This is a genomic window from Capnocytophaga sp., assembly GCF_030532915.1.
In the GTDB taxonomy this organism is placed as follows: domain Bacteria; phylum Bacteroidota; class Bacteroidia; order Flavobacteriales; family Flavobacteriaceae; genus Capnocytophaga.
Map to the genome: position 1 here is coordinate 87,192 of NZ_JAUNKD010000005.1, position 25,616 is coordinate 112,807.

General features: G+C 39.1%; 18 protein-coding genes. 2 read left to right on the plus strand and 16 right to left on the minus strand.

Annotated elements, in window-relative coordinates:
- Nucleotides 1-174 precede the first annotated feature (174 nt).
- The 13 genes from frr to Q4D72_RS02745 form a co-directional block, all read right to left on the minus strand.
- Nucleotides 175-729 carry a ribosome recycling factor gene (gene frr, locus Q4D72_RS02685; protein ID WP_303075875.1) on the minus strand — a complete coding sequence of 185 codons (555 nt, stop codon included), beginning with the start codon at nt 727-729 and terminating at the stop codon, nt 175-177.
- Nucleotides 730-1,041: 312 nt separating this feature from the next.
- A complete protein-coding gene (locus Q4D72_RS02690; RefSeq protein WP_303075876.1) occupies nt 1,042-2,061 on the minus strand; it encodes a DUF6252 family protein in 1,020 nt (339 codons plus the stop codon).
- A gap of 15 nt (nt 2,062-2,076) precedes the next feature.
- Complete coding sequence (gene pyrH / locus Q4D72_RS02695; protein ID WP_303075877.1) at nt 2,077-2,784, minus strand: UMP kinase; 708 nt, start codon at nt 2,782-2,784, stop codon at nt 2,077-2,079.
- 170 nt (nt 2,785-2,954) lie between these two features.
- The gene (locus Q4D72_RS02700) at nt 2,955-4,379 is read right to left on the minus strand and encodes a Gfo/Idh/MocA family protein (protein ID WP_303075878.1); all 1,425 of its coding nucleotides are present in this window, start codon (nt 4,377-4,379) and stop codon (nt 2,955-2,957) included.
- Between the two features lie 117 nt (nt 4,380-4,496).
- On the minus strand, nt 4,497-4,856 hold the full coding sequence (locus tag Q4D72_RS02705; RefSeq protein WP_303075879.1) for a YraN family protein: 360 nt from the start codon (nt 4,854-4,856) through the stop codon (nt 4,497-4,499).
- A gap of 12 nt (nt 4,857-4,868) precedes the next feature.
- Nucleotides 4,869-9,326 (minus strand): DNA polymerase III subunit alpha, encoded by a 4,458-nt coding sequence (dnaE, locus tag Q4D72_RS02710; protein ID WP_303075880.1) that lies wholly within the window; start codon nt 9,324-9,326, stop codon nt 4,869-4,871.
- Nucleotides 9,327-9,412: 86 nt separating this feature from the next.
- Nucleotides 9,413-10,672 (minus strand): hypothetical protein, encoded by a 1,260-nt coding sequence (locus tag Q4D72_RS02715; RefSeq protein WP_303075881.1) that lies wholly within the window; start codon nt 10,670-10,672, stop codon nt 9,413-9,415.
- 96 nt (nt 10,673-10,768) lie between these two features.
- A complete protein-coding gene (locus Q4D72_RS02720; RefSeq protein ID WP_303075882.1) occupies nt 10,769-12,808 on the minus strand; it encodes a ComEC/Rec2 family competence protein in 2,040 nt (679 codons plus the stop codon).
- Complete coding sequence (locus tag Q4D72_RS02725) at nt 12,805-13,446, minus strand: C40 family peptidase (protein WP_303075883.1); 642 nt, start codon at nt 13,444-13,446, stop codon at nt 12,805-12,807. Before Q4D72_RS02725 ends, Q4D72_RS02720 begins: the two co-directional genes overlap by 4 nt.
- Nucleotides 13,447-13,520: 74 nt before the next feature.
- Nucleotides 13,521-16,043, minus strand: a complete 2,523-nt coding sequence (locus Q4D72_RS02730) for an ATP-dependent Clp protease ATP-binding subunit (RefSeq protein ID WP_303075884.1) — start codon at nt 16,041-16,043, stop codon at nt 13,521-13,523.
- A 166-nt stretch (nt 16,044-16,209) separates the two neighbouring features.
- A complete protein-coding gene (gene lpdA, locus Q4D72_RS02735) occupies nt 16,210-17,601 on the minus strand; it encodes a dihydrolipoyl dehydrogenase (RefSeq protein ID WP_303075885.1) in 1,392 nt (463 codons plus the stop codon).
- A gap of 149 nt (nt 17,602-17,750) precedes the next feature.
- Entirely contained in the window at nt 17,751-18,692 is a 942-nt protein-coding gene (locus Q4D72_RS02740; protein ID WP_303075886.1) for a glycosyltransferase family 2 protein, read from the minus strand.
- Between the two features lie 64 nt (nt 18,693-18,756).
- Nucleotides 18,757-19,038: a GNAT family N-acetyltransferase gene (locus Q4D72_RS02745; protein WP_303075895.1), complete on the minus strand. Its 282-nt coding sequence runs from the start codon at nt 19,036-19,038 to the stop codon at nt 18,757-18,759.
- 152 nt (nt 19,039-19,190) lie between these two features.
- Here Q4D72_RS02745 and Q4D72_RS02750 point away from each other — a divergent pair, with 152 nt between their 5' ends.
- Nucleotides 19,191-19,859 (plus strand): alpha/beta fold hydrolase, encoded by a 669-nt coding sequence (locus Q4D72_RS02750; protein WP_303075887.1) that lies wholly within the window; start codon nt 19,191-19,193, stop codon nt 19,857-19,859.
- 113 nt (nt 19,860-19,972) lie between these two features.
- On the opposite strand, the gene Q4D72_RS02755 is transcribed toward Q4D72_RS02750, so the two are convergent.
- Entirely contained in the window at nt 19,973-22,426 is a 2,454-nt protein-coding gene (locus tag Q4D72_RS02755) for a TonB-dependent receptor (protein ID WP_303075888.1), read from the minus strand.
- A gap of 330 nt (nt 22,427-22,756) precedes the next feature.
- On the opposite strand from Q4D72_RS02755, the gene Q4D72_RS02760 reads away from it, so the two are divergent.
- On the plus strand, nt 22,757-23,197 hold the full coding sequence (locus Q4D72_RS02760; RefSeq protein ID WP_303075889.1) for a GNAT family N-acetyltransferase: 441 nt from the start codon (nt 22,757-22,759) through the stop codon (nt 23,195-23,197).
- A gap of 67 nt (nt 23,198-23,264) precedes the next feature.
- On the opposite strand, the gene Q4D72_RS02765 is transcribed toward Q4D72_RS02760, so the two are convergent.
- Together Q4D72_RS02765 and Q4D72_RS02770 are read right to left on the minus strand one after the other, a co-directional pair.
- Nucleotides 23,265-24,464, minus strand: a complete 1,200-nt coding sequence (locus Q4D72_RS02765; RefSeq protein WP_303075890.1) for an acetate/propionate family kinase — start codon at nt 24,462-24,464, stop codon at nt 23,265-23,267.
- A 496-nt stretch (nt 24,465-24,960) separates the two neighbouring features.
- On the minus strand, nt 24,961-25,431 hold the full coding sequence (locus Q4D72_RS02770) for a hypothetical protein (RefSeq protein WP_303075891.1): 471 nt from the start codon (nt 25,429-25,431) through the stop codon (nt 24,961-24,963).
- Nucleotides 25,432-25,616: the final 185 nt, after the last annotated feature.

Below are 25,616 nucleotides of genomic sequence, written 5' to 3' on the forward strand. Positions count from 1 at the left end.
GATACTTCTTTTTAAACAAAAAATCAAACTTTCAAGCCAAAAACAAACAATTAAATCAGTAAGCAAGTATTATTTAATCAGTTACGAAAACAATCGTTTCGTTAGTTCCAACAAAAAAGAGTGAATATCCGATAACTTCGTTATTCACTCTTTTATTTTGTATTTTATTGTTTGTTAAACCTTTAAAATCTCGGCTTCTTTGACTGCCAACACTTCCTCTACTTTTTTGATGTAAGAGTCGGTAAGTTTTTGTACGCTTTCTTCGGCTCCTTTTTTGGCATCTTCCGAAGTTTCAGTTTTTTTAATTTCTTTATTGGCTTCTTGGCGGGCGTTTCTGATACTTATTTTGGCATCTTCGCCTTCGCCTTTGGCTTGTTTTACGAGTTCTTTACGACGCTCTTCGGTCAGAGGCGGCACACTGATAATAACCACATCGCCATTATTCATCGGGTTAAAGCCCAAATTGGCAGCCTGAATGGCTTTTTCAATGGGTTGAATCATCGACTTTTCCCACGGCTGAATGGTAATGGTTCGTGAATCGGGGGCGCTTACGTTAGCAACCTGACTCAGTGGCGTTTGTGAACCGTAATAATCTACAAAAACGCTCCCTACCATTTGCGGACTCGCCTTTCCGGCTCGAATGTTGCCCAACGACTTGTTAAGATGTGCCAATGCTCCTTGCATTGCCTCTTCGGTGCTGTCTAAAATAATGTCTATCTCTTCGTTCATATTTTCAACATTTATTGCTTGTTAATCTGCCTTTGTTTTTTTGTGATATGTCACAACCAAAACTGCAAATTACGGAATTTTTTACCAATTTTTATCTATTTTCAAACCAAATTTATTAATTTTCTTAAAACAATTCATTCTTTCTAATTGGTTTTAAAATGATTACGTAAAAAACATTTCAAAAAGATATTCATTATTTACAATAGAAAACCGTACATTTACAAAAAACTTTGGCAAACCTCAATCACACAATCTGTTTTTGTGAGATGAAAGTTTGCCAAAGCAACTATTCCCTTTAATATAAATGTAAGATTATTTCATACGAGCTGCCAAACCGTCGCTATCACCGCTAATGCGTGATTTGCCAACCGGCATCAATACAGAATTACTTGTATCACCATCTTTCCAAATGAGGGTATAAGCGGCTTTCAGGTTTTTAATTCCTTCTTGGGTAACTTCACCCGACAGAAGCGTTATATTTTTCTTTTTGATACCGTTTTCAGCACCTTCCAACTGGGAAAAAATCGTAAAGCGATTGCCGCTTCCCATCACATAAACACCCGTACCCTTTTCGGAGGCATCAGAGGCTTGCACGCTCAACCGGGCAGTGCTTACCGTCTGATTATAAATGGTGTAAGTACGATTAGGCCACACGTACCCTTTTGGACGACTATCTCCCGCATACGGGCTCATCAAAACGTGCGGTTGAGACAAAAACGCCCCTTCAATAATCGGCGGATTTGCTCCCTGATGGATTTCAAAACCGCGACTTTGAATGTCATTAAGAACGTTTTGCGGTACTATTTCTTTAAATTTGGCTACAACGTCCAATTGGGTTTCTGCCCCAATGTTTAACACCATTTCACCAAGCGGAAGGAAAAATTCGCCGTCGGTAACCGTTACAACATCACCTTTCTGATTTTTGGCAGTAAAGGCAAAAGTTCCTTTGATAGTTTTTGCCGTCAGTTCAGTAATTGTAAGGTTTCCGAGGGTATTTCCGTAGTGATTATGTTCATCAACCGACGTATAATCCTTATGATATTTCGCCTGATTTTCAATATTTTCAGTCGGATAATTAATAGAAATACTCCCCGTTGTACTCGTAAATTTTTGTATTGAAAAGGCAATTCCTTCGGTGGAATTACTGCCCCAAACACCAAAAATTCGCAAGGTTTTCTCAAAAACGGAAACGTGATGTTTGCTCGCCTCAACTTTGGTTCCGTTTACGGTTGCTCTGAAATAATACGATTCGTTTTGTGAATTTTCATTTTTAGAACAACTGAAAATCAATGCCAATAGGGCAAATACCGACAAATAAAAAGTTTTTTTCATATAAAAATAATTTTGTTACAAATCAACGGTAGTTCCCACGTTTTCACCTTGAACAACTTTTAACAAGTTCCCTTTTTTGTTCATATCAAAAACGATAATCGGCAAGTTATTCTCTTGGCTGAGGGTAAAAGCAGTCATATCCATTACTTTCAACCCCTTGTCCATCACTTCGTTAAAGGTTATTTTTTCGAACTTAACGGCTTGTTTGTCTTTTTCAGGGTCAGCCGTGTAAATGCCATCAACACGCGTACCTTTCAGGATAACATCAGCTCCGATTTCAATGGCTCGAAGCACGGCTGCCGAATCGGTTGTGAAGTACGGATTCCCGGTTCCTGCTCCGAAAATTACCACCCGCCCTTTTTCCAAATGACGAACGGCTCGGCGTTTGATGAACGGCTCGGCAATGGCTTCCATTTTAATGGCGGTTTGCAATCGGGTGTAAATCCCTTCGTCTTCCAAAGCACTTTGCAAAGCAAGTGAATTGATAACCGTGGCGAGCATTCCCATATAATCGCCTTGCACTCTGTCCATTCCGTTGCTAGCACCTGCCACCCCGCGGAAAATATTTCCGCCACCGATAACAATGGCTACTTCCACGCCTTTTTCAACCACTTGTTTGATTTCGGTTGCATATTCTTTTAAACGGGCAGGGTCAATTCCGTACTGACGACTTCCCATAAGTGCCTCACCGCTAAGTTTTAATAAAATTCTTTTGTACTTCATATTATTCCTATTTATTTTGGATTGTAAAACGATTTAAAATTTTTCACAAAGATATAAAACTTATAGATAACCGTTGTTATTGATTTGATAAAATTTCGTTAAAACATAAAAAAATTGTTCCCCACAAGTGAGAAACAATTTTTATTATTAGATTATGACCATTTTTTTGATTAATCGGCAAAAGCGTGTCTGTATTTTTGTACTTTGTTCCAAGCTCCGCGCGTAAAATCAGGGATTTCAACAGGTGCGCTTCCGTTTTCCAATGAAAGTTTTGAAAGCGGCACAAGGCACGACCATTCGGCTAAGTCATACACGTCCATATCCAGCGGAAGTCCGTTTCGCAAGCAGTACACCAAACGATAGTCCATAATGAAATCCATACCTCCGTGTCCGCCCACTTGTTTGGCTTTTTCTTCCAATTCAACGTGAATGCGATGTTTGTATTTTTTCATCAAGGCTTTTTTCACATCTTCGGGTACAAATCCGTGCGAATTTAAGTTTTCGTGATTTGGCACATCGTCTTTTGAAATATTCTCAGGTTCAACGGTATAGCCTTGCGTTGGATATTTGTTGGCAAACCCTTTTGTTCCGGTAAGCTGATACATACGCGAATACGGGCGAGGTGTCATCACATTGTGCTGAATTTGCATTGTTTTTCCTTTTTCGGTTTTAATCATCGTCATCGTATGATCACCGTTTTGGAAATTATCGCCGTTTTTCCCCGTAAGTTTTTCGTAAAGTTGTTTCCCTTTAAATGGCTTTGTATCAAACGAAACTAAATAATTCATTTTATCACCTCGGTGAATGTCAAGTGCTTGGCAGGCAGGTCCCATTCCGTGCGTTGGATACACATCTCCCCTATTTTTTGCATTGTAATCCAAACGCCAGTTGTTCCAGTAGGCTTTCCAGAAATCATCCAAAGCGTGAATGTACGAACCCTCGGCGTGGATAATTTCACCAAAAACACCTTTTTGAGCCATATTGAGTGAAGTCAATTCAAAATAGTCGTACACGCAATTTTCAAGCATCATACAGTGTAGGCGTTTTTTTTCAGCCATATCAATAAGTGCCCAAATTTCGTCCATTGTCATTGCTCCGGGAACCTCGATGGCTACGTGTTTTCCTTTTTCCATCGCATACAAAGCCATCGGAACGTGTGTTTTCCAGTCGGTTACGATATATACCAAATCAATATCGTCACGCTCACAAAGGGCTTTCCACGCATCTTCCGAACCACTGTATGCAGGCACTCGGCTTTGTCCGGCTTTCTCCAAAATGGCTTGTGTTTTTTCAACACGCTCCGGACGAATATCACAAAGTGCGGTTACTTTGGCTCCCGGAATGTGTGTAAAACGCTGTACCGCTCCCGGTCCGCGCATTCCCAAACCGATAAAACCAACGCGAACGGTTTCCAGTTTCGGGGTTACCAAATTCACCACATCGGTTTGACCCGCAGGGCGTTTGGGTGTCATTACCTTGATGGGTTGGTACATCATCCTGTCAGGAGCAGACACCGTTGTTTGTTTTGATTTACAAGCAACAAGGCTCAGGCAGAACATTCCACCAACGAGCAATTTTGTCATTTTATTCAACATAAAAAAAGTATTATGGGGTTAATTTAAACTCTCGCAAAGGTAAAATTTTAATCAATAAAAAACAAAGATTATTACCAAAATACAACAAAATTTGTATCAAAACATATTTTTTATAACCTAAAAAGGATAAAACGCATCTTCAATATAATTGATATTAAACTCAACACTGTTTTTTACAATCGAAATAATGTTGAATTGCACCTCCAAATCCAAGTCGTTTTTCTGCACATAATGATTCGTAGCTTTGACCAACAAATCAATTTTTTGCTTGCTAACAAAACTCTCGGGCTGACCGTAAGCCGTTGATGTTCTCGCTTTTACTTCGGTAATATGAAGCACATTTCCCTTTTGGGAAATAATGTCAATTTCGGCGTGACCAAAAATAAAATTCCGTTCCAAAATAATATGCTCCTCGCCTATCAAAAAATCGGTTGCAATTTGCTCGGCTTCCTTGCCAAAATCATTATGTGCTGCCATTGCGTGTATGTGTTAATTTTCTTCCAATTCCATTTCGGGCATTTCGTCAGTTTCTTGCTCTTCGTGTTTGGATTGCGTTATAAGCTTTTCCATTCGCCTGTCGTTGAGCATATAAGCAATTCCCGATTCTTCCAACTTGCTTAAAAATTCTTCAGTAATATGAACTTTCAATTGCCCGTTTTCCATTTTCAGATGTATGTTTTCTGCCGAACTATGTACCATAAACGACAGCGGAAAACCTCCTTTATGACCGGATATAAGCGATTTACATCTTTCGGTAAATCCTGCGTTAATTTCGTCAATATTGGTATGAAAACATATTTTCTTTGATAAATTTTCAAGCACATCGTGCAACAACATTATTTGCTGGAACTGAATGCGCGGTTCGCCCCGTTGATTGGTTTCTTTATTGCGCCAACCTTCGGCAACAACAAACTTACAGAAGATAAAACTCCCCGAAACCATATAGTTACGAAACTTTAAATAATCTTCACCAAACAACCGAAACTCATACGAGCCGTCATAATCTTCCAAAACAAACGAACCGAATCCTTTTCCGGTTTTCGAGGTGCGATGTTGCGCATCGGTGAGCATCCCGCCAACAGATATTTCTCTGTTAATGAGCGGATTTAAATCTTGTAAATTAGACAGAGACAAGTTACAAAAATGGTTCAGCGTATGGCGAAAATCATCTAACGGATGTCCCGAAATATAAATTCCAACCACCTCTTTTTCACGGCGTAACTGTTCCAAATTACCCCAAGTTTCACAATTAGGAATTGTCGGTTCGGGAACGTCCACTTCACTGCTTCCGCCAAAGAGACTCATCTGTGCCGAGTTTTTGCTCTCCTGATATTTATTCCCGAAACGAATGGCTTTTTCCAAAAACGGAATGCCGTCAGCTTCTGCGTGAAAATACTGGGCTCGGTGGACTTTCGTGAATGAATCAAAACCGCCTGCCAAAGCGATATTTTCAAAGGCTTTTTTGTTAATATTCTTATAATCAACACGTTTTGCCAAATCAAAAATGGAGGTGTACATTCCTTCCTTGCGATGCTCAACGATGGTATCTACGGCATTTCTTCCAACACCTTTGATAGCCCCTAATCCAAAGCGAATATCTCCGTTTTTGTTTACCGTAAACTTATAGAACGATTCGTTTACATCCGGACTTAAAACTTTGATTCCCATTCGCTTACATTCTTCCAAAAAGAAAGTAACTTGCTTGATGTCGTTCATATTGTTGGAAAGCACCGCTGCCATAAATTCCGCCGGATAATTGGCTTTCAAAAATGCGGTTTGATAGCCAATCCACGCATAACACGTAGAATGCGATTTGTTGAAGGCGTAACTGGCAAAGGCTTCCCAATCTTTCCAAATTTTTTCTAATTTTTCGGCATTGTGTCCTTTTTCAGCAGCTTGGGAAATGAACTTAGGCTTCATTTTGTCCAAAACATCTTTTTGCTTTTTCCCCATCGCCTTACGCAAAACGTCTGCTTCACCTTTGGTAAAGCCCGCCAACTTTTGCGAAAGCAACATCACCTGCTCCTGATACACCGTAATTCCGTATGTTTCTTTGAGGTATTCCTCCATCGCATCAAGGTCATACACAATGGGTTCCGTACCGTGTTTTCGGCGGATAAAACTTGGAATGTACTCCAACGGACCGGGTCGATACAGGGCGTTCATCGCAATCAAATCGGCAAAAACGGTGGGTTTCAGTTCACGCATATATTTTTGCATTCCGGGCGACTCGTATTGGAAAATCCCAACGGTTTCGCCTCGTTGGAAAAGTTCATACGTTTTTTTATCATCTAACGGAAAAGCCTCAGGGTCAAGCTCTAAACCTCTTCGCAATTTGATGATTTCCACCGTATCTTTGATAAGCGTAAGCGTGCTGAGCCCCAAAAAGTCCATTTTCAGAAGTCCGGCACTCTCCACCACCGAGTTATCAAACTGAGTTACAAATAAATCCGAATCTTTTGCCAATGAAATCGGAACGAAATTCGTAATGTCGTCAGGCGTGATAATTACCCCGCAAGCGTGAACCCCCGTGTTGCGTACCGAGCCCTCCAAAACCCGCGCTTGCTGAATGGTTTGGCTACTCAAATCATCGCCTTCTAGTAACTGTTTGAGTTCGTTAACTTTGGGAAGGTCTTCGGAGCGTATTTTTTCTTTGAGTGTTTTGTCATCGGCGTTGAAAATCTTTTTGAGCGATGGCATTTTATCGGGAACAAGCCCCGCCAACCGAGCCGATTCCTGTAACGGAACGTCCAGCACACGAGCCGTATCCTTAATGGACGACTTGGCTGCCATCGTTCCGTAAGTAATGATTCGTGCCACTTGATTTGCTCCGTATTTATCTATTACATAGTCAATTACGAGTTGGCGACCCGAATCTTCAAAATCGATGTCAATATCGGGCATAGACACACGGTCAGGGTTCAAGAAACGCTCAAAAAGGAGGTCGTACGAAATCGGGTCCATATTGGTGATTCCCAAGCAGTAAGCCACCGCCGAACCTGCCGCCGAACCCCTTCCCGGACCTACCGAAACGCCCATATCACGTGCCGCCGCAATAAAATCCTGCACAATCAAAAAATAGCCTGGGTAACCCGTTTTTTCGATAATAGAAAGCTCAAAATCAAGACGTTCACGAATTTCGTCAGTGATTTCGGCGTATTTTTTTTCCGCACCTAAATACGTTAAATATCGTAAGTAATTATTCTCGCCTTTTTTTCCGTCCGGGTCGTCATCTACCTGAAATTCAGCAGGAATATCAAACTTCGGGAGCAACACGTCACGCCCCAAATCATAAGGTTCTATTTTGTCAATTACTTCCTGAATGTTCAAAATCGCCTGCGGAAGGTCTTTAAACAAGGTTTTCATCGCTTCGGCGGACTTGTAATAATACTCCTGATTGGGCATTCCGAAGCGGAAACCACGTCCGCGACCCACGGGCGTTGCTTGTTTTTCGCCGTCTTTCACGCAAAGCAAAATATCGTGTGCATTGGCATCTTTCTGATTGATATAGAAGGTGTTATTCGTAGCGATGAGCTTCACATCGTGTTTTTGAGCCAGTTCCACAAGTGTCTGATTTACACGATTTTCGTCCTCTTGATTATGACGCATAATTTCGATGTAAAAATCCGCTCCAAACTGCTCTTTCCACCACAAAAGGGCGTCTTCGGCTTGTTTCTGCCCGATATTCAGCACTTTGGACGAAATTTCGCCGTTCATTCCCCCCGAAAGCACAATCAAATCGTCTTTGTATTGCGTGATGATTTCCTTGTCAATTCGCGGTACGTAATAAAATCCCTGCGTAGAGGCGATGGACGCCATTTTTGCCAAATTGTGGTATCCTTTTTTATTTTTTGCTAAAATAACTATCTGATAACCATTATCTTGACGAGATTTATCCAAATGATTTTCGCAAACGTAAAACTCACACCCCACAATCGCCTTGATGATGGTTTCGGTGGGAGTTTCGCCTTTTTCAACAGCTTCGGCATTTTTGGCTTTCGCCGATTTGTTATGCCCCGAAACCTCTTTCACGAAATGAAACGCCGCCATCATATTCCCGCTATCGGTCAAAGCCACGGCAGGCATTTTCTCTTGTGCGGTTTTCTTAACTAAATCAGAAATCGATGTAGTTGATTGAAGTACAGAGAATTGCGTATGATTATGCAGATGAGCAAACGGAGCCTCGGCAAGCAGAGCGATGTTGGCTTCGATTTGCTGTTGCGAAAGTCCGCCTTCGGTTTTTTGCGTTTTTCGGATTTTGTCGGAAGCCTCTTTTAAATTGATGTGTTTCAGCCCGACAGACTGAATTTGACTTGGGTTATATTGCTGAAATTCAGTGATATATTCCGCAGAAATATCTTTCGTATCGAAACCCTCGCCTATGCGGATAAGCTCGAAAAAACAACGCGTGGTCGCCTCCACGTCGGCAGTGGCGTTGTGGGCTTCGGCAAACGGAACTCCGAACAAAAATTCGTGTAACTCGGTGAGTGTCGGCAACTTATAACGACCACCGCGACCACCGGGGATTTTACAGAGATTTGCCGTAATTTCGGTACACGTATCCAAAACAGGCATCGTAACAAGCGGACTATCAACACCATAACGATGAAATTCCGCTCCCATAATGTTGATATCGAAACCGATGTTCTGCCCGACTACATAGGTAGCTTTTTGGAGAGCTTCGTTGAATTTCTCGAAAACCTGCTGAATAGGAACTCCCTGACTTTCGGCAAGTTCGGTGGAAATTCCGTGTACTTTTTCGGCATCATACGGAATGTTAAAATCATCGGGAGCAATCAAAAAATCTTGATGCTCAATGAGTTTCCCCATCGAATCGTGCAACTGCCAAGCAATCTGCACGGCACGAGGCCAATTGTCTGAATCTGTGATGGGTGCGTCCCAACGTTTGGGCAAACCCGTAGTTTCGGTATCAAAAATTAAGTACATAATCGTGGAAATAGAAACCGCAAAAATACGATTTTTTTGGCAAAAATGCCATAAATATTACGTAAACCAACCAAAAGACAAACAAATTACAGTTCTATCTGATATTGAATGACATACGTACCTTTTCGGCTGCTTACTTTTCGGGTATCTTTTTCAAAAATCGGACGATTGTGATAACTAAACGTCAATTTACTTTTATGTTTATTAAAATAGACATTTAACCCCAGCGCATACGAATTCACACTTTGGTTAAGTCCTTCAAAATTAGCATATTTCCACCCGAAATTAGGCTGATAACGAATTTTGTTTTTTTCTGATTTAGGCAAAAGATATCCGAATTGGAAAAGAAGCGTATTTCCGGTACCTACCACCGGAAAAGCATTACCTCCTCCGTTAAAAGAAGTCCCTTCGGTATCAAAAATACTGTTTGTTTCCACATTTCGGACGTAATTATCACCCAAATTTATGTTATTGTAGCCCAAATAAGCCGTTATAGCATCATTTTTTTCAGAAATAGGCGTATCGATGAAAAAATCAGCAGCTAAATTCAAATAATCATCATACTGAACGCTCAAATTATCCATTTTTTGCAGCATTTTAGGCTGATAAGCATAGCCCAGACCAAAATTCATTATTTTTTTTGTCCCTATATATGTCCCCGTACCGCCACTATACGGAGTTCGATTGCTTTCATTGTCCCAAAATTCGTATTTCACGTACGAAGAAGTATAAAATCGAGAGCGATTTTTGGCATACCCAAAGTCCTTAATTTGGGTGTCAGTGGGCAATGCCGCGCTTTGCAGCGAAATATTGTAATCAATTTTTCCGAGCTGTCCTTTAACGTATATACCTAAGTTTCTGCCTACATCATCATAATGATTTAACGTAAAAAGCTGATGCACAGCAGGGTCTAAATTTAACATCGAACCATTTGAAAAAGCTACAAAACGTCCGGCTCCGGCAAAAATAAGTTTCCCGACGCCTATCGAAATTTTCTCATTAAATGTATATTCTGCCAATAAATCAAGTAACCTAAAATCGTTTGAACGCAATGTTTTTTGATTTAAATTATTGTTTCCCAGCAACATATAAAAATACAACTTACGATTTATTTGTGCCTGAAAACCAACGCGATAACGCCTTATTGAAAAATCAAGCGAATGGCTCAACGGCTCTTTGTTGAGAGTTGTTCCGGGGTTGGTGTCCACATATCTTGCCCAAAACTGACCGCGAAACGACCCCTGAATGTAGGTATCACCTTGCTCATCAAAATTGTATCTGAGCGATTGTGCATAAAAAGTTATTGAAAATAAGAACAATACGATTAGTAGGTTATTTTTTTTCATTTTGGTAGTTTTTTTGCCAAAATTAGCAAAGATTATCCAAAAAAACAAATAAAAAAACAGCTATTTTCGACCTATTTTTAGCAAAAATGCACGCAATCACGGAAGCGTTTCTTCGGCTATTATATACGCTCCTTTTTCAGCGGTGGCGTGAAACGGAATGCCAAGTTCTTCACTTTTTGCCTGCCATTTTTTGATAAGATAAGATGCATTACTACCATCAGCAATCACCTTTTTAGGCTTAATTTTCAGCAACATACGTTCAAAATTTATTTTAGGAGATTGCGTAATAATTATTTTATCAATAGGAATATTTTCAGAAATGGGAAAAACACCCAAACTATCCAAACACAATATATTTTTATTTTGATAATCAAACAAATGTGGTATTTTTCTAATGGAAATATCCGAAGTACCAATCGTTTTGGCATAATTAGTTACGATGTTATTTTGTGTCGTATCATTTTGAAAAACAATCAATTGCTTTGCGTTTCGTATTAAAAATAAACTTTTTTGATGAATTTGGAAAACAGTCATCGTCTTTGAAGTCTCCAACTTGTATTTTTCATAGAAAAGAACTGACTGAAACAGCAAAACTGACAGCAAAAACAGCATAATTCTTCTAAAATTTTGTTTATTTAGCCAAAAAATTAGCAATAAAATCACCACAAAGGAACAAATCAATAGTTTTTCATTAAAATAAACATTTCTAACAATAAAATATTCTTGCGAAGCTATCATTTTTGCCAAAAAATTCATCAAATTAATTATTTTTTCCAATAAAAACACTAAAAATGACGGTAATATATCAAAAAAACCAAGAAAAATCATCAAAAATCCCAGTACCAAAACCGGCGACAACAACGGGACTATCAATAAATTTGACGCGAAGAAAAGTAGCGGAAATTGATGAAAATAATACAAACTTATAGGCAACACCCCAATTTGAGCCGAAAAACCAATGATTGTCAATGACCAAACATACCGCAACAAACTATTTTTGGGTTTCCACCATTTTTCCATACGAGGATAAAATGTTAAAATTGAAAAAACTGCGGCATAACTTAACTGAAAACCAAGAGCATACAAAAAATTTGGATACACCAATAACAGCAAAAGCATTGAAAGCATCAAGGCATCAAAACGCCCCTGCCTGCGATTGATTTGCAGTGAAATCCCTATAAAACTGAACATTGTAACGGCTCGCAAAACGGAAGGTGAAAGTCCGGCAAGAAAGGCAAATGTCCATAAAATCAACAATAACGCAACAAATCGGAAGATTTTGAAAAACTTTGTGTTGGGTAATCTTTGCAGAAAAAACAATAAAATTACCGTAATAATCCCGACGTGCAATCCTGAAATTGCCAAAATATGAACCGCTCCGGCATCAATATATTGCTGGTAAATCGTATCATCCAATTGATTGCGTTGCCCTAAAAGTAAGGTTTTTAAAATAGAAGACGTTGATTTTGAAAAATTTGCATCAATAATTTCAAATGCTTTTTCGCGGATAATTTCGGCATATTTCTGTAAAGACGCTGTTTTTGAATCGCTTTTCAAAATATGATACGAACCTACATTTGTTCGCCAAAAAACACCTTGACGTTCCATATAAACTTTATAATCAAACTGATACGGATTTTTAGGCGGTGATATGGTTCGTAACTGAGATGTAAACGCAAAATAATCATCTGTTTGCAAATGACTTTTTCTGAGCGTATCTGTCGGAAAAAAACACAAAATATCCCCCGTAACTCTTTGATTATCTGCCGAAATGAGCCGTACTTTATAGGTTGTACCAAAATCTGCTTCCGATACTTTTTCTATGACTCTGGCTTGCAACAAATAACCGGTATTTTCTTTTAATTGATTGGTGTAATGATTTGATTTTGAAGTAGGATTACGCAAAACACTCACCCAAGCACCCAATACAATAGCTACGATAAAAGTGTGAAAAGCAAAAAACTTTCTGAATTTACTTTTCTTCACAGAAAGAAACAAATGTACTGATATTGAAAATAGTAGTACGAAAAACAATAAAGAAACGCCCCATAACGGCACAGAAAAAACGCCCGAAATTGCAATTCCTGTTACAATTCCCGAAAGTAAAATTAATATAGGCGTGTTTACAAATTTCACATAACTCTTCTTGCTTTTCGGTAGGCTTTTGACCAATATCCCTCATTCATTGACGAGATAATAACGCCTCTCGAAGTTGATGAATGTATAAATTTTATTTCTTTTTCAGTTTCCACAACAATCCCTACGTGTGAAATGCGTTTGCTTTTTCCTGTTACAAAAAACAGTAAATCACCTATTTGCACGTTTTTCAAATCCACAGGTTTACCCTGTTCAGCCATCTCGTGCGATGAACGATGTAACGAAATGGCAACGGGTGCAAAAGCGGCTGATACAAAACCCGAACAATCAAAACCCGAACGTGTTGTGCCTCCGTATTTGTATGGAGAACCTAAATAAGACAATGCCGTGTCAAGCACCACTTGTTGCTGTTCGCCAAGTGAATACGAATTTGTCCTTTTTGTTTCTACCGTTTCAGATTCGTTACGTTTTGTGGTTCTTACTTCTTTTTCAGTGTTTTTTTTCTGATTTTTAGTTTTTTGAAAAACTGCCGAATCGGTTGTTTTTGGTTTCCTCACCGAAGTTTTTTCTTCTATAACAGCTTTATTTCCTGTGCGTTTACGTGAACTATAACGTTCAGCACACGAAAAAAGCAAAAAACCAAAAACAAATAATAAAGTTATTTTTATAATTTTCATTTTTTGTTGTAAAACCTTTAAAGGCAATTAAAAAACTTTGGCAAAGTCTGTGTAACTTTACCAAAGTTCAGCATCTAACTTAATAATTTTGTAGTTATTACAAGATTTTCTTCGTTTGCATCTACATCAAAATAAATGGTATCGCCTTCTTTTATGTGAGTCGCTACGATTTCTTCTGCAAGCAAATCTTCTACATATTTTTGAATGGCACGTTTTAAAGGACGCGCGCCATATTGCTTATCGTACCCTTTTTCAGCGATAAAATCACGGGCTTTTTCTGAAAGTTCAATGGTGTATCCCAAATCCTTGATACGTGAATATAACTTATTCAGCTCAATATCAATGATTTTGAAAATATCTTCTTTACTCAACGGATTGAAAGTTATCACATCATCAATTCGGTTTAAAAACTCGGGAGCGAACACTTTTTTAAGCGCATTTTCAATGATGGATTTTTCGTGGCTGTCCGATTGTGCCATTTTGGCAGAAGTCCCGAAACCGATTCCTTGTCCAAAATCCTTCACCTGTCTTGCTCCAATGTTCGATGTCATAATAATAATGCAATTTCTGAAATCGATTTTTCGTCCTAAACTATCCGTTAAAAAACCGTCATCAAGCACCTGTAAAAGCATATTAAACACATCGGGGTGTGCTTTTTCTATCTCGTCAAGCAACACTACGGAATATGGTTTACGACGCACTTTTTCAGTAAGTTGCCCACCTTCTTCGTAGCCCACATACCCCGGAGGTGCACCGATTAAGCGCGTAGTGGAAAATTTCTCCATATATTCGCTCATATCAATGCGAATCATAGTTTCTTCTGAATCAAACAGTTCACGCGCCAAAACCTTTGCCAATTGTGTTTTTCCGACCCCCGTTTGTCCCAAAAAGATAAACGAACCAATGGGTTTATTCGGGTCTTTCAGTCCGGTTCGGTTGCGTTTAATAGCTTTTATAACTTTCTCAATAGCAACATCTTGACCGATTATTTTCTTTTTAATGGTATCCGAAAGTGTTGATAATTTGCTCATTTCGGTTTGGGCAATTCGGTTTACGGGAATGCCGCTCATCATTGAAACCACATCGGCGATATGCTCTTCCGTAACCATATCACGATGCAATTTTGCTTCTTCTTCCCATTTTCTATGTAATTCGGCTAAATGTTGCTCAATTTTTTTCTCATCGTCACGCAAACGGGCGGCTTCCTCAAATTGCTGGCGCGAAACCGCATCGTTTTTTGATTTGATAACTCCTTCTAATTCAGACTCTAATTCCAAAATTTTCTTCGGAACTTTCATTTGCGTGATGTGAATACGCGAACCTGCCTCATCAAGGGCATCAAGAGCTTTATCGGGCAGAAATCGGTCGGTCAGGTAACGACTGGTAAGTTTCACGCAAGCCTCAATGGCTTCATCTGTGTATGTTACGCTGTGATGATCTTCATATTTTTTCTTGATATTATGCAGAATTTCAATGGTTTCGTCAATTGTAGTGGGCTCCACGATTACCTTTTGAAACCGTCGCTCCAACGCTCCGTCTTTTTCAATGGACTGGCGATATTCATCCAAAGTTGTTGCACCAATACACTGAATTTCACCCCGTGCCAAAGCCGGTTTAAACATATTCGACGCATCAAGGCTTCCCGTAGCGCCACCCGCACCGACAATCGTATGAATTTCATCAATAAAAAGAATGATGTCGTCATTTTTCTCCAACTCATTCATTATGGCTTTCATACGTTCTTCAAACTGACCGCGATACTTGGTTCCTGCCACTAACGAAGCCAAATCAAGGGTTACCACTCGTTTGTTGTAAAGCACGCGCGAAACCTTTTTTTCGATGATTCGAAGTGCAAGTCCCTCAGCAATAGCACTTTTACCCACTCCCGGCTCTCCGATTAGTAGCGGATTATTTTTCTTACGGCGACTCAAAATTTGTGAAACGCGCTCAATTTCTTTTTCGCGTCCCACCACGGGGTCTAACTTACCTTGTTCCGCCAATGCTGTTAAATCGCGTCCGAAATTGTCAAGGACAGTCAATTTACGAGGATTTTTTTGAGTTCCTGCCGGTTCAGATGTCTGCTCCCGATTTCTGTCATAAGGCGGTCTTTCTTCACGCTCCTCCTCATCAAATTCATTGGTGGGCGAGGTGAAAAAATTATCATCACGAATGGGCTGTGTTTTTGTTTTAACCAACTCATAATCAACACCTAATTTATTAAATACCTTAGTTGTCGGGTCATTTTCATTACGAAGGATGCTGAGCAATAAATGCCCTGTGTTAATCTCCTCACTTTGAGAGCGTTTTGCTTCCAAATAGGTTGCCTGCATCGCTCTTTCGGCTTGTGTTGTGAAATGAATGGCGTTGTAATTAGGCGGATTTAAGCCGCGCGCCGAAGTAAGCGTGTGAATCCCCTGTCGCAATCGGTCAATATCTGTTTTTAAACTCAACAAAATATCAATTGCGGTTCCGGCTCCTTCCTGCAACATTGCTAAAATAATATGCTCAGTACCAACGGTTGATTGCCCCAAACGAATTGCTTCGTCTTTGCTGTATGTAAAGATTCTCTTAACTCTTGGCGAAAAATTATCACTCATAAAAATTTATTTCTAATGCAGGTTAGGTAACAAAAATCATTCCTTTTATAAAAGACTGAAATATTGTCATAATTTTCGGGTAAAGGTATGCAAAAATTTTGAATATGCAAAAAGAAAAAAGACGAAGGTTTATTCACCCTCGTCTTTTTCAATCATTTATGATATTTTAAATATGAATCACTTCGTCATAAGCGGCGGCTACGGCTTCCATAACTGCCTCACTCATAGTTGGGTGCGGGTGAACGGCTTTAAGCACTTCGTGTCCTGTGGTTTCGAGTTTTCGGGCAACGACTGCTTCGGCAATCATATCGGTAACGCCCGCTCCAATCATATGGCAACCAAGCCATTCGCCGTATTTAGCATCAAAAATTACTTTTACGAATCCGTCAGAATTTCCGCCTGCTTTGGCTTTACCCGATGCCGAGAACGGGAATTTGCCCACCTTAATATCGTATCCTTTCTCGCGAGCCTGTTTTTCGGTAAGCCCCACCGAAGCAATTTCGGGCGTGCAATAGGTACAACCCGGAATGTTTCCGTAGTCAAGCGGTTCAACGTGTAAGCCTTTGATTTTCTCCACACAAAGGATTCCTTCGGCAGAAGCCACGTGTGCCAATGCCTGCCCCGGCGTAACGTCGCCAATGGCATAATACCCCGGAACGTTGGTTTGATAGAATTTATCCACCAGAATTTTATCACGATCAGTGGCAATTCCAACTTCCTCTAAACCAATATTTTCGATATTTGTTTTAATTCCTACGGCAGAAAGAAGCACGTCCGCTTCCAACACTTCCTCGCCTTTGGCCGTTTTCACGTAAGCCTTCACGCCATTGCCCGACGTATCGACTTTGGTTACTTCCGAAGAGGTCATAATTTTGATGCCGTTTTTCTTGAAACTGCGTTCCAATTGTTTTGAAACGTCCTCATCTTCAACAGGAACGATGTTCGGCATAAATTCCACGATGGTTACTTCGGTTCCCATTGAATTGTAAAAATAAGCAAATTCGATACCGATGGCGCCGCTTCCGACCACAATCATTTTTTTGGGTTGCTCGGGCAGGGTAAGTGCCTGACGATAACCGATGATTTTCTTTCCGTCTTGCGGAAGAGCGGGCAATTCACGTGAGCGAGCCCCCGTAGCGATGATGATATGGTCAGCGGAATATTCGGTTGTTTTGCCGTCTTTGTCTTTAACTTCCACTTTTTTGCCGGGTTTTACCTTTCCGTAGCCTTCGATAACGTCAATTTTGTTCTTTTTCATCAAAAATTGAACGCCTTTGCTCATTGAATCGGCTACATCGCGGCTTCTTTTTACGACTTTTGCAAAATCTTTATCAAATTCCTTCACGGAAAGCCCATAATCGGACGCGTGTTTTAAATATTCAAACACCTGAGCCGATTTTAAAAGTGCTTTGGTAGGGATACACCCCCAATTCAAGCACACACCACCCAAGTTTTCTTTTTCAATAACGGCTGTTTTGAAGCCCAATTGCGAAGCTCTGATGGCAGTAACGTATCCGCCGGGACCGCTTCCCAATACAATAATGTCGTATTTACTCATTTTATGAATTATTTATTTGTCAAATTAAATTTAGGTTACGAAAGTACGTATTTTTATTTGATTTTTTAACTTTTCAGGAAAAATTTATTTTTTGATGCTCAAAAACTTGAAAACTTTATCAAAATTTAGAACCTTGACAAAGTTGAATGTCATATCGTTTCGCTCACTTTGTATCTTTCGGTTTTATTTTTGGTTTGCAAAATGATTTCACCCAAAAAACCCGCGATGAAAAACTGCGTGCCGATAACCATTGTGATTAAGGCGATGTAAAACTCCGGACGATTGGCTATCAATCTGTTATGTGGATTAATAAATAATTTATCAACCCCCAAATACGCTGCAAAAACAAATCCGATAAAGAACATCAGCACGCCCAAAGCCCCGAAAAAGTGCATTGGTCTTTTCCCGAAATGGGAAATGAAACTGATGGTTATCAAATCCAAAAATCCGTTGATAAACCGACTCATTCCGAATTTAGTTTGCCCGTACTTACGTGCCTGATGCTGAACTACTTTCTCGGTAATTTTTTTGTATCCGGCGTTTTTTGCCAAAACGGGGATATAGCGGTGCATTTCGCCTGAAACATCAATATTTTTAACCACCGCTTTTTTATAGGCTTTCAGTCCACAATTGAAATCGTGCAAATGCAATCCGGAGGTTTTCCGTGCCGCCCAATTAAACAATTTTGAAGGCAGATTTTTAGTCAGTTTTGAGTCATAACGCTTTTTCTTCCAGCCTGATACCAAATCATATCCGTCTGTGGTAATCATTTGATACAGTGCAGGAATCTCATCGGGACTATCTTGCAAATCGGCATCCATTGTGATGATAACATCACCTTGCGCTTGAGCAAACCCCACGTGTAAGGCTTGCGATTTTCCGTAATTTTTAAAAAACCGAATGCCTGACACGGAATCGTTTTGCTTTGATAATGTTTTGATTACCTCCCACGAACTGTCCGTACTGCCGTCATCGATAAAAACAATTTGATACGAAAACCGATGCTTTGTCATCACATCAACAATCCAATTATGAAGCTCTTGCAATGATTCTTCTTCATTGAAAAGCGGTATGACTATCGAAATTTGCATTTATTGAACTATCTAAAAAATTTAAAGCCAAACAACTAAAAATCAGCGTAATTGACCTTGTTTATTAAATCCGAATTCCAGCGGGAAGAAATTCTTTGTATTCTTTATTTCTTCTGAAAAAAGCCGTCGCTTCACTACACGTAGGCACAACCCTGAGTTTTCGGGGGGCAATGCTTTCAAGTACGGCTTTGAAAAAATCATCGGAAAACGTCTCATCCACACTTTCAGGAATATACACTTTTGTGAAAAATATTTTACGCTCTTGTATGGAATATTCCACAAAAGCAATTTCTTGATTTACCCGAGTTTGAAACTGGCGTGAAAACTCACTATTAATCACTTCAATCATATTACTATCAAGTATTTATAAACTCAAATATTTTTAAAATAATGGTTTGTGTTTTTTGTTTTACCAAAAAATTGTACCTTTACCCTCGTATTTAAGTTTGTTATTTGGGTGCAAATTTACAAAATAAATCGTTAATTATCAATTTTGAAATGATAAATCATAAAACGCACATATATTTAATGCCCGGAATGGCGGCAAGCCCTAAGATTTTTGATTTTTTAAAATTTCCGCCCCGATATGAGGTTCATCTTTTGGATTGGATTTTACCTTCAAAAGAAGAAACCTTATCGGAATATGCCTTGCGTTTGTCAAAAAATATCGCACACGAAAAACCCGTGTTGTTAGGCGTTTCATTTGGCGGAATCATCGTACAAGAAATAGCAAAACACATTGACTACGAAAAGATTATAATTATTTCAAGCGTTAAAACAAAATACGAACTGCCCAAAAAAATGCTACTGGCTCGTTATACCAATTTGTATAAACTATTGCCCGTAAGCCTGATCAATTCACTTGAATATTGGAAGCATTTTTCTTTCATTGATTCCGTGACCAAGCGTATCGAACTTTACGAAAAATACATCGGGATGCGTTCGCCTTTTTATTTGGAATGGTCTATTGATAAAATCGTAAATTGGCAACAAGAAGCCCCTCTACCCTACACTATTCATATTCAAGGAGATAAAGACCAAGTTTTTCCCATAAAATATATTTCAGATGTCATTACCATAAAAAACGGAACGCATATTATGATTTTAAACCGCCATAAATGGTTTAATGAACACCTTCCTTTATTGATTGATAAAAAATCAGAATAAAATGCTGACAACAAAAAAATTGAGAATGATTTTAAAAAATTCAAAATCATTCTCAAACACTATTAGGAAAAGACTATTTAAAAGTAAATCAACTGATTTTCAAATTATTATCTTTAAAATTCCATTTCACCACCATCGTCCATTGAGCGTTGCTGTTGTTTTCGTTCTTTTTCTTTTTGTTGCCCTTTCATATTTCCGAAGCGATATGTGAAATTCAGCATTATTTGGCGTTGTCGCCACTGCATTTCCGAATGGCTGATAACCCTTTCCGTTATGGTGTTGCCAATCATTTTACGGGAATTAAACAAATCACTGACATTTAGCGATATAGTTCCTTTTTTGTTTAAAATTTCTCTGCTCAAAGCCAAATTTGCCGAAAGATTTCCTTCAATATCCGATTGAGCCGATTTTCTAGGAGCATTATACATCACATTAGTCTGAAAATCAACTTTATAAATCAACGGAAATTTAGCCGTAAACCGTGCTGACCACGAATTGGCTTCGGTGTTAAATTCTTGTAATACGCTATTTCCTAAATAATTAGTGTACGAATATGAACCGTTTGATTTATAATGATAGAAATTCATATTTAATGAAAATCGCCAATTTTGTTTGGGCGTGTAATTGGCTGTAAATTCGGCACCTACTCTATCCTCATCAGAAAGGTTAATCGGGCGACGCAACATCACCGGAACCGAAAGCCCGTTGATGGTTATAAAATCACCCGTTTCAAGTGAAATCATCTCAAAAACTTCGGTGGAATGATTGTAATAAATCGATGTATTTAAGCTGATTTTGTCCCATCTTTTCAAGTACGAAACGTCAAACGCATTGGTAAATGTCGGGTCAATATCCGGATTTCCACTAAATAAATTGGTGTTGCTCGACCTTCTGACAAACGGATTGATAAATCGTGAATGCGGGCGACGCAAACGACGGCTATAACTCACACTAACTTGCTGACTTTCTGAAAATTCATATCCCAAATACACCGACGGGAACAAACCTCCGTATGATTTTGAATAATTCTCATTGGTGTTTTTTAACAGTGACGTAACCTGCGTATGCTCGTAACGCAACCCGCCCATAAAATTCCATTTTCCGAACTTAGTACCTAATTGTGAGTAAATTGCGTTCACGTGTTGGTCATACACAAAATGATTGGTGTAATTGTTATTGACAATCAAATTTCCGTTGGTATCCAAATCACCAACCACATAATTGATGTCGGTTTCGTCAAGCGTACCGCGATAGCCCGCCTCAAACTGTGATTTTTTATTTTTCCCAAACGGAAGTACGTAATCCAATTGCACCAAATGTTTTCTTTCTTTCTCATTTCCAAGTGTTTGCTCGGGAAATAAACGAGTGTTAGCGGTCAGGTTACGTTCTTCGATAATTCCGTCTCCTTCTTCGGTTGAACGTGAAAACTGGTAATCGGCAGTTAATTTATGTCCCTCATTATCAAACTTATGCTCGAAATTGAAGGAGTATTGAAACCGCTTATCATCTTCCTTTTCAATATTGCTTCGATAGCGTTGAGCGGTTAAATTCCGATGCATATCATAATTGTAAAAATCAACGTCAGAGGTATTTTCGCCATCACTCAACCCGTACACGATGCTGTTTGTGATTGACGATTGATCGTTAAACCGATATTCAGCACCAAAATTTAGGTTCAAGCCTTTTCGAAGGCGGTAATTTTTTCGAAATTCATCTTGATAATTAAGCACTTGCCCCAAATCATTTAAATTAGATTGATTGATAAGCGTGCTTCCGGGTGATTTTCTTTTATTTAACGAAATATTGGTGAAAAACATCCAATCTTGCTTGCGTAAACTCAAATTTGTACCCAATTCATAGGCTTGCGGACTGCCCACTGAAGCCGTTACCGACCCCATAAAGCCCATTGTACTTCCTTTTTTGAGGATAATATTGATAATTCCCGCCGTTCCTTCGGCTTGATAGCGCGACGACGGATTGGAAATAACTTCCACTCGTTCAATAGATTCTGCCGGAAGCTGACGCAGCGCTTCATCATTGACTCCCGACAAGGCGGAAGGTTTTCCGTTAATCAAAATCTGAACGCTTTCATTGCCTCGAAAACTTACCTTCCCTTCGGCATCAACCGAAACCGAAGGCACATTATCCAACACATCAGACACCGAACCGCCTTTGACGGTCATATCTTGCCCCACGTTGTATACTTTTTTGTCCAAATGCAGTTCCACAGTGGTACGCTGAGCCGTAACTTCCACGCCTGTAAGCTCTTCAATGTCCAAATCCAAATAAACGGGCGGTAATTTTTTGTTAGCGTTTAAATTAAAGTTTTTTACTTCATAATTTTTAAAGGAAAAAAATTGTACTTTCAGGTGATAATTTCCTTTCGGAGCTTTTATCTCAAATTCTCCCTTTTCATTAGTAACTCCACCTGATACAATTTTCCCGTTGATTTCCAGTGATATAGTTGCATATTCAAGCGGTGCTTTGGTATCGCTTTCAAACACTTTTCCGGAAAGCGAATATTCCTGTCCCCAAAGTGGCATCGCCAATAAGGAAAGTAAAAACATTATTTTTTTCATCCTAAATACTACTTTTAAAAAATATCTTTCGGTTAGACGAACAAAAAAACGAAAGGTTTAATGCCCAAACCACAAAAGTTGATTTTTTTTCATCATTTTTTTACGTTTGAAGTCTATTTTAAACAGAAAACACCTAAAAATCAAATCCTTATACATTTCTAATTAAGCGAAAAAATCAAGTTGTTATTTTAGTTTAAAAATCCAAATTTTTCTACAAATCACTGATAATTAATTGTTAAAATTGATGATTTAGTTATTACGCTATTTTGTTTTTACATTTTTTAGGCTATTTTTGCCGACAAAATAATGAAAAAAACGATGATTACATTTTTAACAAAACAGCTCATTACGCCCGTAATTGAGCAAGACGCCCGCAATTTATTCGCTTTACTCAGCAAAAGGAAACAACTATCTCTTTCCGAGTTATTTAAAAACGAAGATGAAGCCCCTTTCATTGCCTGTTACATCGAAAACGGACGCTTATTAGGGATGGCTTCAATGGCTGTTTACAAAGTGATTTCAGGACACAAGGGCTGGATTGAAGACGTGGTTGTCAGCGAATCACAACGTGGAAAAAAGATAGGAAAACGCCTCATTCAAGCACTTATCGAAAAAGGAAAGTCGTTGGATTTGGGTGAAATTTTGCTTTTTACTTCTGCCGACAAAAACGGAGCTATCAAACTCTATAAGCAAGAGGATTTTAAGGATAAAGGCGTTTTGGTGTACGTAAAAGCATTGAAGGAAATTTATCCGAAGTAGTGAAAATTTATCTTTGCCAAAGTTTTAAAACTTTGGCAAAGATAATAAACCTATAAAAGGTTGTTTTTTATACAATTGCCATTACTTCATTGGCGATTTGCAACTCTTCATTGGTAGGGATAATCAATATTTTCACGCGACTTCCGTCCTTTTGAATTTCAACGGTTTGCTTGGGTCGGTTGTAGTTTTTGTTTTTCACTTCGTCAATTTCAATACCCAAAAACTCCATTTCCCGACAAGCCAACAAGCGGATTAAATCATCATTTTCTCCCAAACCGGCAGTAAAGGTGATAGAATCCAATCCGTTTAAGATAGCGGCATAAGCACCGATGAATTTTTTAATTCGGTAGGCATACATTTCATAGCATAAAACGGCATTGACATCGCCTGCAAAATATTTATCGGACACATCACGCGCATCAGAACTGCCTGTAAGCCCGAGCATTCCGCTTTGTTTGTTCAGTATGGTGCTGATTTCGGCGGCTTTTAGGTTGAGGCGGTCGGCAAGATAGAAAATCACACCGGCATCAATGCTTCCCGAGCGTGTCCCCATTACCAGTCCGTCAAGCGGCGTGAGCCCCATCGTGGTGTCCATACACTGTCCGTTCTGGTTTACGGCAGCCATACTCGACCCGTTGCCCAAGTGAATGGTAATGTTTTTGATTTGCCCCCCCAGATGTTGGCGCGCCTGTGCATCTACATACTTGTGGCTGGTGCCGTGAAAGCCGTAAGCACGCACGCCGTAATCGGTATAGTACTGATTCGGAATGGCATAGCGGAATGCCTTGGCAGGCATCGTTTGGTGGAAAGCCGTGTCAAAAACGGCAACGTGTTTGGCTTTCTTGAAGATTTTTTCAGCGCTTTTAATCCCCTCCAAACAAGCCGGATTGTGCAAAGGCGAAAGCGGAATGAGTTTTTCGATTTCCTGTTTCACCTCTTCGGTAATCAGCGTGGGTTGTACGAACTTTTCGCCCCCGTGAACCACCCGATGCCCGATGGCTTTGATGTCGTCCGGATTGGAAATAACGCCCACTTCACTGTCCGACAGCAAGTCCGTTACCACTTTCATAGCCGCTTCGTGATTGCTGATGGGCAGTTGCTTTTTTATTTCAAGTTCTTTTGCGTTTTTCAGCGCCACGTATTTCACGTTGCTGCCCTCAATACCGATTCTGTCCACAAGTCCTTTGACGATGGCAGTACCCGTATTGGAGTCAATCAATTGATATTTAAGCGATGAACTTCCGGAGTTTATGATTAAAATTTCCATAATAGTAATGTGATATTTTCAAAAATTCGGCGACAAAGGTACTAAAAATAACGAAACAATTTACAATGAACAAGTAACAATTTTTTAGTGAACCGTTATTCAATGAATAATGAACCATTTATTTTAGTGAGTAACGTCCTTTAACAAAGTTTGGGGCTTTGCCAAAGGTTAAATTGATGATTAATGGACAATGTCCTTTACCAAAATTCTCAATTTTGATAAAGTTTTTTATACTACTTACCAAGTATCTCAAACCCTATTAAAGAGTGAAAATACCTTACCGAGGGGTATAAAATACCCTTCTGATAGGTATTTTGATAGTTCAGAAGGGTATAAAAAAAGTTATGGGAACGGATTTTTGTATTAAAATAGCGCTTCATTGGCTCATTTTAGTCTTTTTTGATGCAAAAAGAACCCTATTTTAGTAGTTTGCTACTGCTTTTAGTACGTTTCTCATCAAAAAAGGTGGCTCGACCTGTGAAAAAACAACCGAAAGTTAGTCCGATGTTTTTTTACGTCCGCCTTTAAAGAACTGTTTAAGCTGCTCGTAAAGGGTTTTGATACCCGGAATGTTTTGTGAGCTTAAAAATTTTAAATTTCGGTAAAACGTAATTGAATTATAGTAATTGTCATTGTCAAGCAATACTTTGGTGTCAGAGAGCTGTTCGGTAAGGGTGTTGAGGCGAATTAGCCGTGTTTCAATTTGGTGGCGTGATTGATAATCGCGGAAAAATTCGTCTTTATCCAAAAACGAAGGCACAAATTGCGGGTATTGCTCCATCAACTCTTTGCATTTATTAACAAAAAGTTTGTTTTGTTCGGCGATGCTTCCGTACTGCCTGCGCTCATCGGGTGTAAGGTTGTAGGTTTTTCCTTTAAGCACATTTTCAATGGCTTGCAGTGCGTCATCTAATTTTTGTAATTCTTCGGTAGTGAAAACTACACTGGCTAAATTTTTGTCAGTCATAATTGATAAATTTTAAGGTTATGAATACTATGTAAGGTGCTTGCCAAGGGGGCTGATACCTTTCTTTTATGGTATTTACCCTATTTGCTACAAACAATTCGTTGCAAAGGTATAAAAAAAAGAAATAAATTACAATGAATAAATAACAAATTTTTAGTGAATAATTTTGCAAAGAATGGCTAATA

What these genes read in the sequence shown, in the direction of transcription:
- Q4D72_RS02730 (WP_303075884.1), bottom strand. Translation starts at nt 16,043, where the DNA reads ATGAGTGATAATTTTTCGCCAAGAGTTAAGAGAATCTTTACATACAGC.
- pyrH (WP_303075877.1), bottom strand. Translation starts at nt 2,784, where the DNA reads ATGAAGTACAAAAGAATTTTATTAAAACTTAGCGGTGAGGCACTTATG.
- Q4D72_RS02770 (WP_303075891.1), bottom strand. Translation starts at nt 25,431, where the DNA reads ATGACTGACAAAAATTTAGCCAGTGTAGTTTTCACTACCGAAGAATTA.
- Q4D72_RS02755 (WP_303075888.1), bottom strand. Translation starts at nt 22,426, where the DNA reads ATGTTTTTACTTTCCTTATTGGCGATGCCACTTTGGGGACAGGAATAT.
- Q4D72_RS02750 (WP_303075887.1), top strand. Translation starts at nt 19,191, where the DNA reads ATGATAAATCATAAAACGCACATATATTTAATGCCCGGAATGGCGGCA.
- Q4D72_RS02760 (WP_303075889.1), top strand. Translation starts at nt 22,757, where the DNA reads ATGATTACATTTTTAACAAAACAGCTCATTACGCCCGTAATTGAGCAA.
- Q4D72_RS02690 (WP_303075876.1), bottom strand. Translation starts at nt 2,061, where the DNA reads ATGAAAAAAACTTTTTATTTGTCGGTATTTGCCCTATTGGCATTGATT.
- Q4D72_RS02715 (WP_303075881.1), bottom strand. Translation starts at nt 10,672, where the DNA reads ATGAAAAAAAATAACCTACTAATCGTATTGTTCTTATTTTCAATAACT.
- frr (WP_303075875.1), bottom strand. Translation starts at nt 729, where the DNA reads ATGAACGAAGAGATAGACATTATTTTAGACAGCACCGAAGAGGCAATG.
- lpdA (WP_303075885.1), bottom strand. Translation starts at nt 17,601, where the DNA reads ATGAGTAAATACGACATTATTGTATTGGGAAGCGGTCCCGGCGGATAC.
- Q4D72_RS02705 (WP_303075879.1), bottom strand. Translation starts at nt 4,856, where the DNA reads ATGGCAGCACATAATGATTTTGGCAAGGAAGCCGAGCAAATTGCAACC.
- dnaE (WP_303075880.1), bottom strand. Translation starts at nt 9,326, where the DNA reads ATGTACTTAATTTTTGATACCGAAACTACGGGTTTGCCCAAACGTTGG.
- Q4D72_RS02725 (WP_303075883.1), bottom strand. Translation starts at nt 13,446, where the DNA reads ATGAAAATTATAAAAATAACTTTATTATTTGTTTTTGGTTTTTTGCTT.
- Q4D72_RS02740 (WP_303075886.1), bottom strand. Translation starts at nt 18,692, where the DNA reads ATGCAAATTTCGATAGTCATACCGCTTTTCAATGAAGAAGAATCATTG.
- Q4D72_RS02700 (WP_303075878.1), bottom strand. Translation starts at nt 4,379, where the DNA reads ATGTTGAATAAAATGACAAAATTGCTCGTTGGTGGAATGTTCTGCCTG.
- Q4D72_RS02765 (WP_303075890.1), bottom strand. Translation starts at nt 24,464, where the DNA reads ATGGAAATTTTAATCATAAACTCCGGAAGTTCATCGCTTAAATATCAA.